The sequence below is a fragment of the uncultured Microscilla sp. genome, from assembly GCF_947493425.1.
Taxonomy (GTDB): Bacteria; Bacteroidota; Bacteroidia; order Cytophagales; family Microscillaceae; genus Microscilla.
On the sequence record NZ_CANLRP010000076.1, the window covers coordinates 1 to 15,118 of the forward strand.

Consider the following 15,118-nt stretch of genomic DNA (forward strand, 5'->3'; position numbering starts at 1 on the left):
TTGGCTAAATCTCTCAAATCCATAAATCCAAAGTACAAAATATTAAACAAAAACAAATAACATCCGAACAAATTCTTGATCGCAAGTGCAAAAAAACAGAATCAAACAAGCAACTGATTAGTTACCTTAAAAGTTACGCCAATTTGTAGGAAGGGAATCTCAAAAAACGTGCAGTATTATGTAAATTACAGGGAGGGGGAAAAACACCAGAGAGTAAGCAAAGAAGCTTTATTTAGAATAAGCAAAATAAAAAAGGGATGTAGGCTGGAGTTGCTTACCAAAGTTACTGCCTGGTGTGGTATAAAAGCAAATATTATGATTCATTGTGTGTCAGTCAAAGAAAGTGAGAATTTATATTTATGCAACGGCTACCTTGCCTACTTGATTTTCCCACCAAAGCAATTCTACCTGAAAAGTATTGGTATATAATATAAGATAAAAACCTAACTGCATATCTAACCCAACCCCCACTTTTAAGCCCTTATTTTTTTTGTCAAGGTATAGTTGTTTTAACTCAAGCGGTAGCTGCCCCAAGGTTCTTTGTATGATTATATCAGGCAAAATATTCTCAGTAAGTGCGTAATGTGTGATGTTTTTTACTTTCATAGTGTCTAAAAATTGGTTAAATTGGTGTCTGTTTATATCATTTGGAACGCCCCCATGTTTCCTTTGTTTACCCGTAGATACTCAAAAAACGATAAGTATATCTACCCACGTAAGCATTTTTCAAGCTTGCTTGCTCCCATAAAATCAAAATAAACCACTGATTATCAACACATTGTCAATAAGTAAAACACGCAACAGTTTCACTTGCTCAGGTAGTACTGAATGAACTCAGACACAAAGATATACACACATACTATTACTATTTTTGGCCTCAAACAGGGGTGGTTTGTTTTTTTTGAAAAAAAAGTAGAGATTTTGACAAAAACACTTTATCACCTTATTTATAATTATTACTTTTATACTACTTGTTGTCTGGCATTGCACCACCATGCAAGACTATTTACTTACTTATTTTATCACTAAACATTAAAGCTATCAAAAGAATAAATTTTATACTGGACAAAATAGAGTCTTTTTCTTCCATTGGGCCATCTCCAGAAGGAGCAGTAGGTAAGCTGGAAGGTTTAATGGATGACTTTATCATTACCAATGGAGTACAGGTAGTTGCTATCAGCCACAATGTAGTTACTCATACCAAAGAAGGTAAAGCACAGTTTGTAGCTACTGCAATGCTTGTATACAAAGATGACATTACATAGCAACAATGCTTGCTATATATTTGGCAAGCATTGTTACTCACTTAGGTGGCGCATAGCCGTAAATATTTTTTGCATATCTTTTTCGGCTTCTAGCTGAGCCTCATCGCCCCACCAGTCATTTTCATCCTCATCTTCATCGTCTTCATCCTCTGTATTAGGATTACTATAGATGATATTCAAAGATCTTTTACCAAAAAATATAGAGAATTTACACAACTTGGTACCATCATGAGGCTCTTCTATTACCAAGTTATACACCGTTTTGAGGTCTATAATCATCGTAGAAGTATAAGTTCCCCGTCGATTTATTACAATACGCAACCACCTGCCCGCAAGAATTTTTAACTCTCTGATATTTTTTCGTAATTCTTCCATCATAAAAACTTGTTTAATAAATACAATGATATTAAAAAATATCAATACTTTATCAGCGCCTTCGTGTCATTTTTTTTAATACCCACTTTTTTAGAAGTATTACTTTTCCGTCGTCATAATTTTTTTGCGGTGGGTAGCTCCCCAATTATAAAACTCTTGAATAATTTTACTTGATGACACTCCATAAGGTGTAATCTCATACTCTACCTTTACCGGACGAGTATCCAATACATGCCTCTTGACCAACAAATTCATTTCCAACTCTTTGAGTTCTTTAGACAGCATACGGGCAGTAATGCCGGCTACATCGCGTTGCAGGTCTTTAAAACCTCTTTTTTGATAATAGTACAAAACACTCAATATAGGTATTTTCCACTTACCACTAAATATATCCAATGCATCGCGTATTGCCAGCAACTGTTGCCCGCAACTTGTGGCGGTAGTAGTACATTGTTTTGACGTCTCTTCCATTTGTTTGATTGTTTGAGGTGATATACTAGAGTATACCACTATATTTTGTATACTTACTTTCAAATATAAACCAATCGATATACTTTTGCAACATTAAAAGTTACAAATTATTTTTAATATTATGAAAGCACTACAGCTTACCAAATATGGCGCAATAAACCAAAGCGTTGCCTTTGCTGAAATTGCCGTACCACAACCCAAAAGTAATCAGGTATTAATCAAGGTACACTCTGCCGCAATCAACCCAATAGATTACCATCTCATAGAAGGTTCTATGAAACAAGTGGTTAAACTAGACTTGCCCACTACCCTTGGGCTTGACCTAAGTGGCACTGTTACAAAGGTAGGAGCAGATGTAGGTAACTTTGCTGAAGGAGATGAAGTGTACACCAGAGTACCTTCCGAAAGCCCAGGTACCTTTGCCGAATACATCGCTGTAGACAGCAACGTAGTGGCCAAAAAGCCTGCTAATATTGGTTTTGAAGCATCATCTTCTATCCCATTGGTAGGGCTTACCACTGTGCAGGCATTAGCGCAGGCACAGATCAAAAGTGGAGACAGAATATTGATCCACGCAGGATCAGGAGGCGTGGGCTCGTTTGCCATACAGTATGCCAAAACCAAAGGAGCCTATGTATATACTACTACCAGTACCAAAAATGTAGAGTGGGTAAAAAAATTAGGCGCTGACCGAGTAATTGATTATACAAAAGAAAACTACCTGGAGATAGTAAAAGATGCCGACATTGTATATGATACTTTAGGCGATAAATATACTGAAGAAGCCTTTCAGGTAATCAAACAAGGGGGCAAGGTAGTATCTATAGTAGGCAAAATAGATGACCAAACCGCCAAAGAGTTTGGGTTAAATTCATTCATTCGCTTTTTGCTGGCACTCAAACGTCGTAAAATCACCAAACTCAGCCGAAAAAAGAAGGCATATTACCGTATGGTAATTATGCAACCCAATGCCCAACAGCTCGACGAAATATCAACCTTGATAGAAAAAGACGCAGTCAAACCTGTGATTGACAAAGTTTTTGATTTTAGCCAGGCAAAAGAAGCTTTACTTTATCAAAAATCGGGACGGGCAAAGGGTAAAATCATCTTAAAAATGCCATAAATTGGCTGATTTAGCGTACTTTTGCACCCCCAATTATAACAATTGGGGGTTTTGCTTTTAAACAAACACAAATATGACCCAGTTTTCACCTCAGCATTGCAATCTGAATATTCACTACAATTTGCCCAAAAAGGTGTGGAATAAGATGCCTAAAGTATACAAACAACTCCCTGGCTGGAAAGGCTGGAGCAAAGAAGGAATTCCTCATTGGTTTGGCTACGATCACGACGAGGTTTCTATCAGTGCTTCGGTAGAGCCCAGTGGACTGCAATTGAGTGGCAACCTGGATGCAGAAGTATTTGAGGTATGGATTGCTACTTTTAAACAAATTGCTACCAATGTATTAGGATTTGAAGTGACTGAACCCGAACTCCAGACAAATCAATAAGAGCTTGTTTAAAATTAGCCAAAAGGCAGAGCTCGCCTTCGGCTCGGTTCAATAATTAGGATTTTTACGCGATTTTTCTGATTATATTTTGTCAGATGTTTCAGCAATAGCTAGGCTATTTACCTTCGCTGAGCCCCGAATCAAGTTCGGTTTACAACTCCGAGCTTGTCCTCGGAGGATTTAGAAACTCGGCAAAGCATAGCTCTAGCCATCGGTTCTTCAAAATCTGACGCATCTAATCCAAAAACTCATCATAAAACCTCCTATAATCGAAAATTTAAACAAGCTCTAAAGCTAAATATAAGCCCTAAAACCTCAATCCGTGAAATTTTTGCATATACTTTTTCTTACGCTCAAACGACACCGGATTGCCATATAACATAAAATTGCCCCGATAAGCCTGCTTATCGTGAAAAACCGGAGGAAGCTGATCGGGCAACCTCTGTATCTGATTGTAAGAAAAATCTATGTTGTTGAGCTTGATCATACGGCTAAACCCTTGAGGCAAATGAGTGATTTGGTTATTGTTTACCCTTAGGTAATACAACTCGCTTACCTGACACAATTCGCTGGGCAAAGCAGTAAGTTTGTTCTCGCTGATATTGAGGTTGCGCAACTGTTTTATCTGAGGGATGACCTCTGGCAATTCTGTCAGGTCATTGTTTGACAAGTCGATACTAAAGTAAGTTACCGACAAGTTGTTTAAACTATTGGGTAAAAAACTAATTTGATTATTATTGAGTTTTATTTCATTCAAATAACTGCAATTGGCTATAGACTCAGGCAAAGTAACCAGTTGATTGCCACTCAAATCCAATTTATAAATCTTTTTCCAGTGAAGCTCCTCGGGCAAAGCCTTGAGCTGGTTATTTTTAAGGCTGATTCGGTTAAGGTTGCGTAGCTTACCCAAACTTGCGGGCAAATACTTCAGGTGATTGGCAAAAAGTTGTACATCCTGCAGTTTGACAAGCTTTCCTATAGATTCAGGCAAATCACTGATTTGGTTATTGTTCAACAATAAGGTATGCAATTGAGGCATTTGCTCAATCTCTGTTGGCACCTTGGTAAGTTTGCCGTTTTGGATCGACAATTTTTTGAGCTGGGGCAAACGGTAAAAATCAGGGGCAACCTGTTGCAAAGGATTGTTGTCCAGCACAAGTTCTTCGAGTTGGCTCAGTTGTGAAAAACCTCCCGACAAATGCGTCAATTGGTTGTAAGACAGGTTGAGCTTTTTGAGTTTTTTAAGTGTATAAACCCCCTTAGGCACAGCAGTCAAACTACAGTTTGCCAACGAAAGCTCTTCTAAATGTGGAAGCTGGTTTAGTACCTCCAGCGCCTGATCAAAATCAAAGCTGGGATTATCTGTGAGCACAATCTTACGTATGGTACCAAGATAAACCAATGATTTGGGCAACCGAGAGAAACTTACCCTGGACAAATTGATCCTTTCTTTCATATACACCCGGTGTGCATTGCCCCCTGCCCAACTCACCCTTATGCGCATGACCATGAATTCGCCCGCGTTAACTTCAGGATGGTCTATCAAAGGGTTAAGGTAATAACTTTCTACCTTTTGCCGAAGGGCAATGTTCCAATGCTTACGCACGTGTTCTTGCAACTCGCTTGAAGCGTATTTCTTAAACAGCCTGCGGCTTTCTTTTCGCACCTCATTGTCAGGATAAAACAACGAAATAACCATCAGGTAAGTAATAATTTGCCGACTGGCTCCGCCCCCTTCTATAATCTGCAGGGCAAGCTTAAAATTGTCTTCGTCATCGCTCATAAACAAATCCAACACGTGGCGGCTCATTTCGGCAACGTTACCTTTCATCAGATAAGGCTTATCTTGTGCCCATATAAAATCTTTGAGGTAATCTTCTAACACAATGGCTATTGGCAAAGCAAATATTTGGGCTACTAAAGCTGGCTTCGTAAATCGTCCTATCACGGCGTGGGTTACCCTTGGGGTAATTTTGTTGCTTACCTGAATGCCGTATTCAACAAGCTTCTCTTTTAGTTCTTTTTGAGTAAAACCGCTTACTTTACCCGTCACAAAAAACACTGATCTTTCAGGTTTAAAGCTGCTTTTTTTCAAGTGGTTATCCACCCTTTGCAATAAACTTTCAAAATTGCCCGTGTATACCCCAAAAAAGAACATGCGACGCTCTTTTGGGTAGTTTTCGTTGCCGTATTGGGCAATAAACCGATTTGTTTTGTCAAAATAAGGCGAGTTACTCTCAATATGGGTATGTTCAAACAATCCCCACTCTAGCGGAATCCCTCCTATAGGCTGTTCATGGCGATACAAGTAGTTGATAGGGTAATCTACCTGAATAGTGTGTAAATGAGCAAGCAAAGACATACTTGCAGGAAGTGGCGAGTGATTCATTTTTACCCTCAATGTGGTCAAAGCAGGCATTTTAGCCAATACAGTAATCACTTCTGGCAAAGCCGTCAATTCACAAGTAGTCAGGTCTACCTCTTCTATATTATCCAGTTGGGCAATATTATCAGGCAGTGCGTCCAGCTTTCTATGACCTATTTTTATCTTACGCACGTGTTTCAACGCCTTCAGCAAGTCAAAAGTATGTTCAAGGTCAAGCTGAGCACATTTGCCAAAATCTAATACCCGCAAGCAGGCAAGTGTTGCCACTTCTTCGGGAAGTTGCCACAACACCGCATTGCCCAGGTAAAGCTCTTCCAGCTGGTTCAAGTGAGCGATTTCTTTAGGCAACTCTTGCAGGGCATCTCCTACCCAGAGTGTATGTAGCTTCAGAAGTCGTCCTATGTCTCTGGGCAATTGGGCAATATTATTACCACTCAAACAAAGTTTTTCTAAAGAGGTGAGTTTAGTCAAAGTGCTGGGCAATTGAGTAAACTTGGGGTTCATATTACTTATATCCAGGACTTTAAGCAAGGTAAGTTTATCCAACACTTCAGGCAAATGGGTCAGCTTTGGGCAATAGTGTATGTGCAAGCACCTGAGGTTGTTGAGCTTGCCCATAGCGGCAGGTAACTGCTGTAGCAAAGGCATTCGCTCTATAGTGAGCGACTCAATGTTATGGAGGTTACCCAATGTATCGGGCAAGGCAGTGGCATTGTTTACTTCACTGATTACCAAGCGTTTTAGTGAGGTTACTTTGCCCAACACTTCTAAGGCCTGTTGCCAGTCAAGCTCCATATTGTATTGAACTTTAATCTCTTCTACTTCAGACAAGTTGGCCAAAGTAGCGGGCAACCGAGTCAGCAAATTACTTTGAATATTGAGCACACGCAACTGTTTCATGGCGCTTACTTTGGGCGAAAGCTCTTGTAAATTATATTGGCTTAGGTCGAGGTGGATGAGCTGGGGCAATTGCGCCAGTTGAGCAAAAACATTGTCCCAATTGAGCGAACCATTCATTCGTAAATCTATGTTTTGCAACGCCGTGAGTCGACCAAAACTTTCGGGCAGTTGACGAATATGGTTGGCACTGGCATCCAGGCTTTGCAGCTGGGTCAGTTGAGTAAACTCTTCGGGAATCCGGGTAACCCCGCAACGTCGCATGTCTAAACACTTGAGTTGTTTAAGCTTGCCTATTTGGTAAAATTCTTTTTTTGAAAATGAGTTGCCTCGCAAAATCAATTTTTGGAGTTGGGGCAATGCGTACACCACCGATAAATCACGAATGTTATTGGAGTGCAAATTAAGGTAACAAAGGTACCGGAGGTTTTCTAGTGCCTGGGGCAGTTCATCTAATGCATTGCTGTATAGTATCAACTGTTCAAGCGAGGCAAGCAACCCTATTTCGGGGGGCAAAGTACCCATACGCATGCCCGACAAGTCGAGGGCTTTGAGCTGAGGAAGGGTAGACAAGGTTTTTAAAGCCTGCTTTAAATGAAGCCCTGGGTTGTCACTCAAATCTATCTCCAGATAAGGGGCTTTTGCCAATGAGTTGATATTGGAGGGCAATCTTTGTAACCGTTTGCGCGAAAGCACCAGCCGTACGCGGGTTACTCCTTTGGCTATAGCCTTTATTGCCTGGCTGATAGAAGTAAACTCTTGTACAGGGGTTTGAGCAGCGACAACGGGGAAGGTAAATGGTAATGTTTGAAAACCGTGATAGTTGGATTTTCTCATGGTATTTTTGCAAAAATAAAGGTCGTGGCTGTAAGGTAATAAATATAGTCAAAAGTTGAAAATCAATTCAAATGATGAGCAAACTAAACACTCAGCACTTTTCATTCACTCTATTTTTTTAAATTATTGGCAAACAAAATAAACTCAAACAAAACCATACACGCTGCTTGATTGCTTGATATAATAAAAGGTATTTTTTTATTTCCTAAGTTTATAATAACTTAACTTTATAAGTAATTGATAACCAAACCCTCTAACAAATAATAATGGCTACAAAAAAAACCAATGCCCTGAGGCTACTTGACAAGCACAAAGCTGCTTATAAAACAATAACCTATGAATACGACCCGGAAAACCTGGATGTGGCAAAAATAGCGGCCGATAATCAACTCGAACTCACCTCTATTTACAAAACACTGGTAGTAAAAGGAGATAAAACGGGGGTGTGGGTGGCGGTTGTACCTGGCAATAAAAACTTGTCGCTGAAGGCCATGGCACAAGCAAGCAATAACAAAAAAGTAGCCATGGTACCCGTAAAAGAAATACAAGGGTTGACTGGATACATCAGGGGTGGCTGCTCGCCTTTAGGAATGAAAAAAGACTACCCAGTGGTAATAGATACCAATGCACAAGTACTGCCCACTATTTTTGTAAACGCTGGACAAAGGGGGATTTTGGTAGGCGTTTCGCCCAATGACTTACAAAAAATTACAGGGGCAGCATGGGCAGCCATCAGCGAGTAAACAGCAAAGGCTATACGGGTGCTCAATTACGCTGAGTTTATTTTGGGTGTGCTGCCCAACGCCAAAAATTTAGCGTGGCAACTCAGATATAAATACAATTATTTATTTGAATAATCACCAAACAAGTGTTTTTTTTCGTATAATAGTACATAAGCCTTTTTTGGTAAAGGTTTACACTATTGAACACCATTTTTGAGATCAAACTCAAAGATAAACCAGACCATTTAAATTAGTTGCTTATGTATTTAGTAAATTATGAAAGTTCGATACACACTGTAATTTTGAAATTAGACGGAATATTGTTTCCTGAAGAATATAAAACTGCCTGGCTAAGTGCTCTTGACCTAATGAATACCAAGCACACCAACCGTTTTTTGATAGATGCCCGTAAACACAAAGCGATTTCGCTGGAAAACCAGTGTTGGTTTAAGAAAGAGTTTTTGGAAATAGCGCATCGTAAAGCACAGCAAATACCTGACTTACCCAAAGTGGCTCGTATCAACTCGCCCAACATAGATAACATTGAGGCAATGAAATCTATTAACCGTCAGATTGAAGAATCCAATTACTCTTTTGAATACCTTACATTTGACCAATACCAAGATGCTTTGGAATGGTTGTTTGAAGAAAATACTGTTGCAGTATAAAGTAATATTTACTGCTTAGGAATTGTTCAAAAATAAATTTACACTCTAAGGGGTGATTTTTCGCCTTGATACTTCGTTATTTTTATTGCCCGTAGCGCTGCTATGGGCGCAAAAAATAGCCTCGTCTCAAAACAAAACCTCTACCTCAAGAATGGTAATTTAATTTCTCACCATTCCTTAGGAATGGTACCAAAATAAATACGCATTCTTAACCTCATCTTTTGAGGCTATACTTGGTTAAAAAATAGCCGAATAGCGATGCTATTAGCAGACCATCCCTCAAGCTCGCTCAATATCCACTGGATATTGCCGTACCGCGTCTAGCAACAAAATATTTTAGCGTTACTATAGAAATTTATTTTTACACCATTCCTTAATAAATAAAAGGATGTATCATTTCAGTGATGCATCCTTTTTTATTTGGGTAATTGAAAACCGTACACTTTTTTATCTCAGGTGTTTCTTGATTTTTTTGATAATTTTGCAACATAAAAACGGGTGTTAATCTGCCTAGGTGTAAGGTAAAGCTTAGTTTCGTGCACCTCAGGCATCCGTTCATTTTTTTCTTTAGCTAAAAAAACGAACCAAAAAAAGCCACCGCTGTAGTTTGTATGGCTAAAATTTACTGCATTACGCCTAAACAGCTCAAACACTCCTTCGTAACCTCAGTCGGTGATCTGTTTTTAACGGCTTCATTCCGTAAATTTTTTAACACCAACAAACTAAGGCGGAAAGAAAGACCTTGTTATTCAAGCACTTTTAAAACTGATAAAGTTAACTTCTAAGCAAATATTAATAGCTAAAAATTAGTGTACGGTTTCAAATTTGGGTAAATCCAGCGTACATTGAGGCAAAAAAATCATTGATAAAAAACTTGTACAATGGACAAAAAACCAACCATCCAGATTGTTGAACAAATATTAACCAATATAGCCCAGTTGCTGCCTCAATACCTGCAAAACGAAGCCAATAATGCCATTGCTGAAGGCAATGTAGGGGTATGCCTCATTAGCGAAGAAGGACAAACTTATGGCAAAATGTATGGGAGCGATCAGATTAAACAACGTTTTTTTTATCAGCTTGCCTGGCAAAAAGCCAGTCAAGTCTGGATTACTAAAGAAAATACGGGGGTATTTGAACAAAAAGTTTTTAATGGAGAAATTAACGAGCGGAAGTTTGGCATCAAACGCCACGACTTTGTGGGTTGGGAAGGGGGACAAATTATTTGGGTAAACAATCAGGCGTTGGCAGTGGGCTTTAGTGGGCTAAGGGCACAAGACGACTTAGATATTGTACGCAAAGCAGTAAAAATTTTGAAGGATTAGCAATTCGCCCAATATTTTTTTATAATTACACTTGCATACAGACATATACCTGAGTGTCTTATAAATGTTCAGGGATTATATTTTACGCTTTATATTACAATAGTCCATAGCCTTGACAGGGGCAAGTCCTTAGATGCCGATGCATATCGGTGCTTCAAGTCCTTGGATACCGATGCATATCGATGCTACACCCTGTTCCACAAGTAACCACGCTTTTGTATTACACTGATTTTCAGTTATTTACAAAAAGTATAGTTAGAAGTATTTAGTCCATAGCTGATTCGAGTAAATATTCACCTTATTAAGCCCTGTAAACCGAGCCTGTAGCTCTGCTACGGCGAGCTCAACGAGTTAATCAGTAGTCAACTTTGGCTATAATCACTGCGGAGTATTGATATTAAGTTTATCAAAAAAAATGAAAAAATTCTCAACCTTAGGAATGGTACCATCCTAAACAAAAATCAGCAAAAAAATATTAAAGGAGGAGGCAACCCTTGCGACTCTTACTCAGGTCCTGTATTTGTCACCTGCGAACAATATGATGCGTTACCTGCCAAGCACAAAATGTGCATAATGGTAAGCGTTGAATGCTTCCCAATGTAGTTTTTTTTAAATCAGAGAGGGAGCATTCCCTCCCTGATTTATTTTTGCCCTTGTAAGTAATGAAACAAAAAAACAAATATGAAATCAGGGCTTTGTATACTCCTGAACATATCGCCTTATACGCGGCATTTAGCTCGTCTATAGCAAATGTAGCCCTCAAATCCCAACAGTTGCTCCCTCCTTTTTCTTATGACCGCATGACTTGGGTTAAGCCTTCTTACCTTTGGATGATGTACCGCAGCGATTGGGCACAAAAAGATAATATGCAACGCATTTTGAGAATATGGATCAAAAGAACTGATTGGGAATTGGCACTTAAAGAGGCGATACTTACCACCCCTGAAGCACATGTGTATAATGATGCTAAAAAGTGGCGTAAACAATTGGACAAGGCTAGAGTAAGGGTGCAATGGGACCCCGAACGAGACATTCAAAACAAGCATTTAAGTTTTAAATCTATTCAAGTAGGCATAATGCCTTCACTGGCAGAAACTTATGCTAAAAAATGGATTGCAAAAATTGAGGATGTGACTCCGCTTACCCAACATATTCGCTCTTTAGTTGTTGCCCAACAGTTTGAACAGGCTACCCAGCTTCTCCCAAAAGAGCAAGTATACCCTGTAGAAACTGAGCTTAAACGGATATTGGGCATGGACTAAAGTAAACCAAAAAAAAGGTTGTATTCATCTCTAAATACAACCTTGTTATTACTTAGGAATGGTACCAAAATAAATTTACATTCTTAACCTCATCTTTTGAGGCTATACTTTGTTAAAAAATAGCCGAATAGCGATGCTATTAGCCGATTTTTTGCCGCGTCTAGCAACAAAATATTTTATTAAACTATAGAAATTTATTTTTACACCATTCCTTAGTACACTGTAACAGATATTTAGTTTACAGTGTACTTAGCTTCATTAATTTTAGCCTTTGGCAGGGTCAGCTCAAGCATGCTTTCAACAAACTTTTACTTCCCTGCATCACCAAATATCTCTTCTAGTTTTTTATTTAGCTCTCCCCCTCTCAAATTTTTGGCAACAATTCGCCCTTTTTTATCAATCAAAAAACTGGCAGGAATCGAACGTACATTATAGTCATAACCAGCCACTGAGTTCCAACCTTGCAAGTCAGACACTTGGGTCCATTCAAGGCCATCTTTTTTAATGGCTTTTAGCCAACGGTCTTTTTTATTGTCAAACGATACCCCATAAATAGCAAAACCTTTGTCTTTGTATTTGTTATAGTTGGCCACTACATTAGGGTTTTCTTTGCGACAAGGTCCACACCAGGAAGCCCAAAAATCAATCAATACGTATTTGCCTCTTAACGATGACAACTTCACTATTTTGCCGGCTGGATTTTGAAGTGCAATTTCGGGGGCTACCTGACCAATGCTTATGCTTTTTAAGATTTTGTATTTTTCCTGCAAAGCTTTGGTCGCTGCCCATTTGGGGTGTGCTCTTCTAAATTTTCTGATGGTCGACTTGATCAAATCAAGGTCGCCTTCTTTCCAGTTGCGCGATGCTGCAAGTACTGCCAATGAAGTGGGCATATTGTTTTTTACGTACAAATTCAATGCTGTCATCATTTTGGCGTTGGCCTCTAGGTATTCAGCCATTACAGCATCTTGTTTATTGGCAAAAGCCTTTTTCATTTCTTTTAGTTTGGCTTTGTCAGTTTCTTCTTTTTTGGCTTTGTTGTATGCCATATACTCTTGGCGAAACTTGCCCATGATGCTCTTCAGGTACTTCTCACTCAGTTCTTTCTGCTTGGCCGAATAGTCAATATAATCTTGAGTAGCCTGCGAACCTTTGACCGTTTGTACACCTTTGCTATCAATGTTGATCTCTATTTTGCCTGGTTTTTCTGCTACCAACATTGCCCGGCGGCGTCTGCCGTATCCAAAGCGGTATAGCGAAGGTTCTTTAAAGGTTAATGTCTTCTCGAAAGTCCCATCATCGTTGATTTTCAGGTCAACTTTTTTAGGGGCTCCTTTGCCATAAGGCATTTTCATAATATACCCTTTGCTGCCCGCTTTGTAGCCTTCAAACTTACCGCTCAACAACACATTGTCTTGGGCATAAGTAATGAATACAAACAAACAGGCGATGAAAGTTAAATAGGTTTTTTTCATAAAAATATGGTTATTTTAAAATTTACGTACAATGGATTAAATGCTTAATTTATTAAATATTTGGCAGTATTTCCTCTTTTGCCTATAAAAACCCCGCTTCACCTCTAAGTTTGGGCTTTGTCGTGTATATTTGAACATTGTAAATTAACTCGTAATTATTTTATCAAATCATTGTTTAGATTCGCTTAAAATGAAGGAATACACAAAATTACTTCTGCTAACCCTCCTTTTGGCAGGCATCACTGTTCAGGCACAAACACAAAACTCTCCTCCTAAGTTGGTAGTTGGCATTATGGTAGACCAAATGCGTTATGACTACCTGTTTCGCTACTATGACCAGTATGGTAAAAACGGTTTTAAGAAGTTGATCAATAAAGGATTTTTGGCGAAAAATGCTCATTACAACTATACACCTACCTATACTGGCCCTGGGCACGCCTCGGTATATACAGGCACTACACCTGCCAATCACGGCATTATTGGCAATCGATGGTATACGCGCGAAAAAAACCGCACCATCAACTGTGTAGAAGATAGCAGCGTAAAAACTGTAGGCAGCAATACCCACCGGGGAGCAAATTCGCCTGTCAACCTGTTGGCAACTACCGTGGGCGATCAGTTACGCATGGCGTCTAACTGGCGGGCAAAAATGGTGAGCGTATCTATCAAAAACCGGGGGGCTATTTTACCCGGCGGGAAAACAGCCAACGCAGCTTACTGGTACGATTACTCTACGGGTCAGTTTATCACCAGCACCTATTATATGAAAAAATTGCCCAGTTGGGTAGAGAACTTCAACAAACAAAAGCTTTCTGACAAGTTTTTGACCCAAACCTGGAACCCTCTCAAACCCATTAGCCAGTACCGCGAAAGCTCCGCGGACAATACGCCTTATGAGCAAATATTTAGAGGAAAAAAGACGCCTACCTTTCCTTACAACTTTGCCAAACTAAGTAAAGTATATGCCAAGCAAGAAGCCCAGTATCATCTGGTGGTAGCATCGCCTTTTGGCAATACTCTGGTACAAAAAATGGCCATTGAAGCAATCAATAACGAAAAATTGGGGCAAGGCAAAGAAACCGACATGCTCGCCATTAGTTTTTCGTCTACCGATATTGCCGGACATGCCTTTGGGCCTCAGTCAATAGAGGTGGAAGATATGTATTTGCGTTTAGACCGTGAAATTGCCGAATTGATAGCTCACCTCGACAAAAAAGTGGGGCAAGATAATTATGTACTGTTTCTAACTGCTGACCATGCCGTGTTAGGTGTGCCTCAGTATTTGCTAGATCACCGCATTGCAGGTGGTTATGCTCCTTTGCGTATTTACTTTTCTAAACTTAAAGAACATTTGACCAAAAAGTATGGCAAAGGCAAATGGGTTTTACACGCTGGCGACCAAGTATTTTTGAATCGTAAACTCATCAAGGAAAGAAACATCGGCCTGGAAAAGGTGCAAAGAGAGGCAGCTCATTTTCTGTTGCAGTTTGAGGGTATTTACAAAACCTACACGGCTACTGATTTGCATCGGAATAATTACACCCACGGCATTGTAAGCAAACTACAGAAAGGATATAATCAAAAACGTTCGGGTGATGTATTTTTTGTGCTTAAACCTGCCTGGTTGCCTGCTTGGTCGTCTACAGGTAGAATAAACAAACGCACCAAGCAGGGTACATCACACGGGTCTGGGTATAATTACGACACTCACGTACCCATCATATTTTATGGTGCAGGTATAGACCACGGCAGTTCAGTACGTCGTATTCATATCACAGATATAGCTCCTACCCTTGCTATGATGCTTCACTTGCAGTTGCCCAATGCTGCCACCGGACAACCCATCGAGGAGTTGTTTGATTAAATGGGGTAAGACAAGTCATTAGACCTAAAAAAACCCGTATTTCGGTCAACCAAAATACGG

The 15,118-nt window shown here is 39.6% G+C and carries 13 protein-coding genes; 8 read left to right on the forward strand and 5 right to left on the reverse strand.

Translation table 11 applies throughout. From position 1 onward, the window contains the following. Positions 1-357: 357 nt before the first annotated feature. Entirely contained in the window at positions 358-606 is a 249-nt protein-coding gene (locus tag Q0954_RS18720; protein ID WP_299459123.1) for a hypothetical protein, read from the reverse strand. 527 nt (positions 607-1,133) lie between these two features. On the opposite strand from Q0954_RS18720, the gene Q0954_RS18725 reads away from it, so the two are divergent. Beyond that, positions 1,134-1,265 carry a hypothetical protein gene (locus tag Q0954_RS18725; protein ID WP_299459124.1) on the forward strand — a complete coding sequence of 44 codons (132 nt, stop codon included), beginning with the start codon at positions 1,134-1,136 and terminating at the stop codon, positions 1,263-1,265. Positions 1,266-1,298: 33 nt separating this feature from the next. On the opposite strand, the gene Q0954_RS18730 is transcribed toward Q0954_RS18725, so the two are convergent. Together Q0954_RS18730 and Q0954_RS18735 are read right to left on the reverse strand one after the other, a co-directional pair. Further along, entirely contained in the window at positions 1,299-1,643 is a 345-nt protein-coding gene (locus Q0954_RS18730) for a hypothetical protein (protein ID WP_002693657.1), read from the reverse strand. A gap of 96 nt (positions 1,644-1,739) precedes the next feature. Further along, entirely contained in the window at positions 1,740-2,111 is a 372-nt protein-coding gene (locus tag Q0954_RS18735) for a helix-turn-helix domain-containing protein (protein ID WP_299459125.1), read from the reverse strand. 121 nt (positions 2,112-2,232) lie between these two features. Here Q0954_RS18735 and Q0954_RS18740 point away from each other — a divergent pair, with 121 nt between their 5' ends. Both Q0954_RS18740 and Q0954_RS18745 read left to right on the forward strand, forming a co-directional pair. Further along, positions 2,233-3,234, forward strand: coding sequence for an NADP-dependent oxidoreductase (locus Q0954_RS18740; protein WP_299459126.1), 1,002 nt, complete (start codon positions 2,233-2,235; stop codon positions 3,232-3,234). A 73-nt stretch (positions 3,235-3,307) separates the two neighbouring features. Continuing rightward, on the forward strand, positions 3,308-3,622 hold the full coding sequence (locus Q0954_RS18745; RefSeq protein WP_299459127.1) for a hypothetical protein: 315 nt from the start codon (positions 3,308-3,310) through the stop codon (positions 3,620-3,622). Positions 3,623-3,929: 307 nt separating this feature from the next. On the opposite strand, the gene Q0954_RS18750 is transcribed toward Q0954_RS18745, so the two are convergent. Further along, entirely contained in the window at positions 3,930-7,742 is a 3,813-nt protein-coding gene (locus Q0954_RS18750; RefSeq protein WP_299459128.1) for a BRCT domain-containing protein, read from the reverse strand. A gap of 266 nt (positions 7,743-8,008) precedes the next feature. On the opposite strand from Q0954_RS18750, the gene ybaK reads away from it, so the two are divergent. From ybaK to Q0954_RS18770, 4 genes are all read left to right on the forward strand, one after another. Continuing rightward, complete coding sequence (gene ybaK / locus Q0954_RS18755) at positions 8,009-8,485, forward strand: Cys-tRNA(Pro) deacylase (RefSeq protein WP_299459129.1); 477 nt, start codon at positions 8,009-8,011, stop codon at positions 8,483-8,485. A gap of 239 nt (positions 8,486-8,724) precedes the next feature. Beyond that, positions 8,725-9,132 carry a hypothetical protein gene (locus Q0954_RS18760; protein ID WP_299459130.1) on the forward strand — a complete coding sequence of 136 codons (408 nt, stop codon included), beginning with the start codon at positions 8,725-8,727 and terminating at the stop codon, positions 9,130-9,132. A gap of 881 nt (positions 9,133-10,013) precedes the next feature. After that, a complete protein-coding gene (locus tag Q0954_RS18765) occupies positions 10,014-10,457 on the forward strand; it encodes a hypothetical protein (protein WP_299459131.1) in 444 nt (147 codons plus the stop codon). A 662-nt stretch (positions 10,458-11,119) separates the two neighbouring features. Continuing rightward, positions 11,120-11,719 carry a DUF4291 domain-containing protein gene (locus Q0954_RS18770; RefSeq protein WP_299459132.1) on the forward strand — a complete coding sequence of 200 codons (600 nt, stop codon included), beginning with the start codon at positions 11,120-11,122 and terminating at the stop codon, positions 11,717-11,719. A 308-nt stretch (positions 11,720-12,027) separates the two neighbouring features. Here Q0954_RS18770 and Q0954_RS18775 read toward each other — a convergent pair whose 3' ends face one another. Beyond that, a complete protein-coding gene (locus Q0954_RS18775) occupies positions 12,028-13,194 on the reverse strand; it encodes a TlpA disulfide reductase family protein (protein ID WP_299459133.1) in 1,167 nt (388 codons plus the stop codon). Positions 13,195-13,384: 190 nt separating this feature from the next. On the opposite strand from Q0954_RS18775, the gene pafA reads away from it, so the two are divergent. Further along, complete coding sequence (pafA, locus tag Q0954_RS18780; RefSeq protein WP_299459134.1) at positions 13,385-15,058, forward strand: alkaline phosphatase PafA; 1,674 nt, start codon at positions 13,385-13,387, stop codon at positions 15,056-15,058. The last annotated feature ends 60 nt before the right edge of the window (positions 15,059-15,118 follow it).

What these genes read in the sequence shown, in the direction of transcription:
- Q0954_RS18760 (WP_299459130.1), top strand. Translation starts at nt 8,725, where the DNA reads ATGTATTTAGTAAATTATGAAAGTTCGATACACACTGTAATTTTGAAA.
- Q0954_RS18730 (WP_002693657.1), bottom strand. Translation starts at nt 1,643, where the DNA reads ATGATGGAAGAATTACGAAAAAATATCAGAGAGTTAAAAATTCTTGCG.
- Q0954_RS18725 (WP_299459124.1), top strand. Translation starts at nt 1,134, where the DNA reads ATGGATGACTTTATCATTACCAATGGAGTACAGGTAGTTGCTATCAGC.
- Q0954_RS18720 (WP_299459123.1), bottom strand. Translation starts at nt 606, where the DNA reads ATGAAAGTAAAAAACATCACACATTACGCACTTACTGAGAATATTTTG.
- ybaK (WP_299459129.1), top strand. Translation starts at nt 8,009, where the DNA reads ATGGCTACAAAAAAAACCAATGCCCTGAGGCTACTTGACAAGCACAAA.
- Q0954_RS18765 (WP_299459131.1), top strand. Translation starts at nt 10,014, where the DNA reads ATGGACAAAAAACCAACCATCCAGATTGTTGAACAAATATTAACCAAT.
- Q0954_RS18740 (WP_299459126.1), top strand. Translation starts at nt 2,233, where the DNA reads ATGAAAGCACTACAGCTTACCAAATATGGCGCAATAAACCAAAGCGTT.
- Q0954_RS18770 (WP_299459132.1), top strand. Translation starts at nt 11,120, where the DNA reads ATGAAACAAAAAAACAAATATGAAATCAGGGCTTTGTATACTCCTGAA.
- Q0954_RS18745 (WP_299459127.1), top strand. Translation starts at nt 3,308, where the DNA reads ATGACCCAGTTTTCACCTCAGCATTGCAATCTGAATATTCACTACAAT.
- Q0954_RS18735 (WP_299459125.1), bottom strand. Translation starts at nt 2,111, where the DNA reads ATGGAAGAGACGTCAAAACAATGTACTACTACCGCCACAAGTTGCGGG.
- Q0954_RS18775 (WP_299459133.1), bottom strand. Translation starts at nt 13,194, where the DNA reads ATGAAAAAAACCTATTTAACTTTCATCGCCTGTTTGTTTGTATTCATT.
- pafA (WP_299459134.1), top strand. Translation starts at nt 13,385, where the DNA reads ATGAAGGAATACACAAAATTACTTCTGCTAACCCTCCTTTTGGCAGGC.
- Q0954_RS18750 (WP_299459128.1), bottom strand. Translation starts at nt 7,742, where the DNA reads ATGAGAAAATCCAACTATCACGGTTTTCAAACATTACCATTTACCTTC.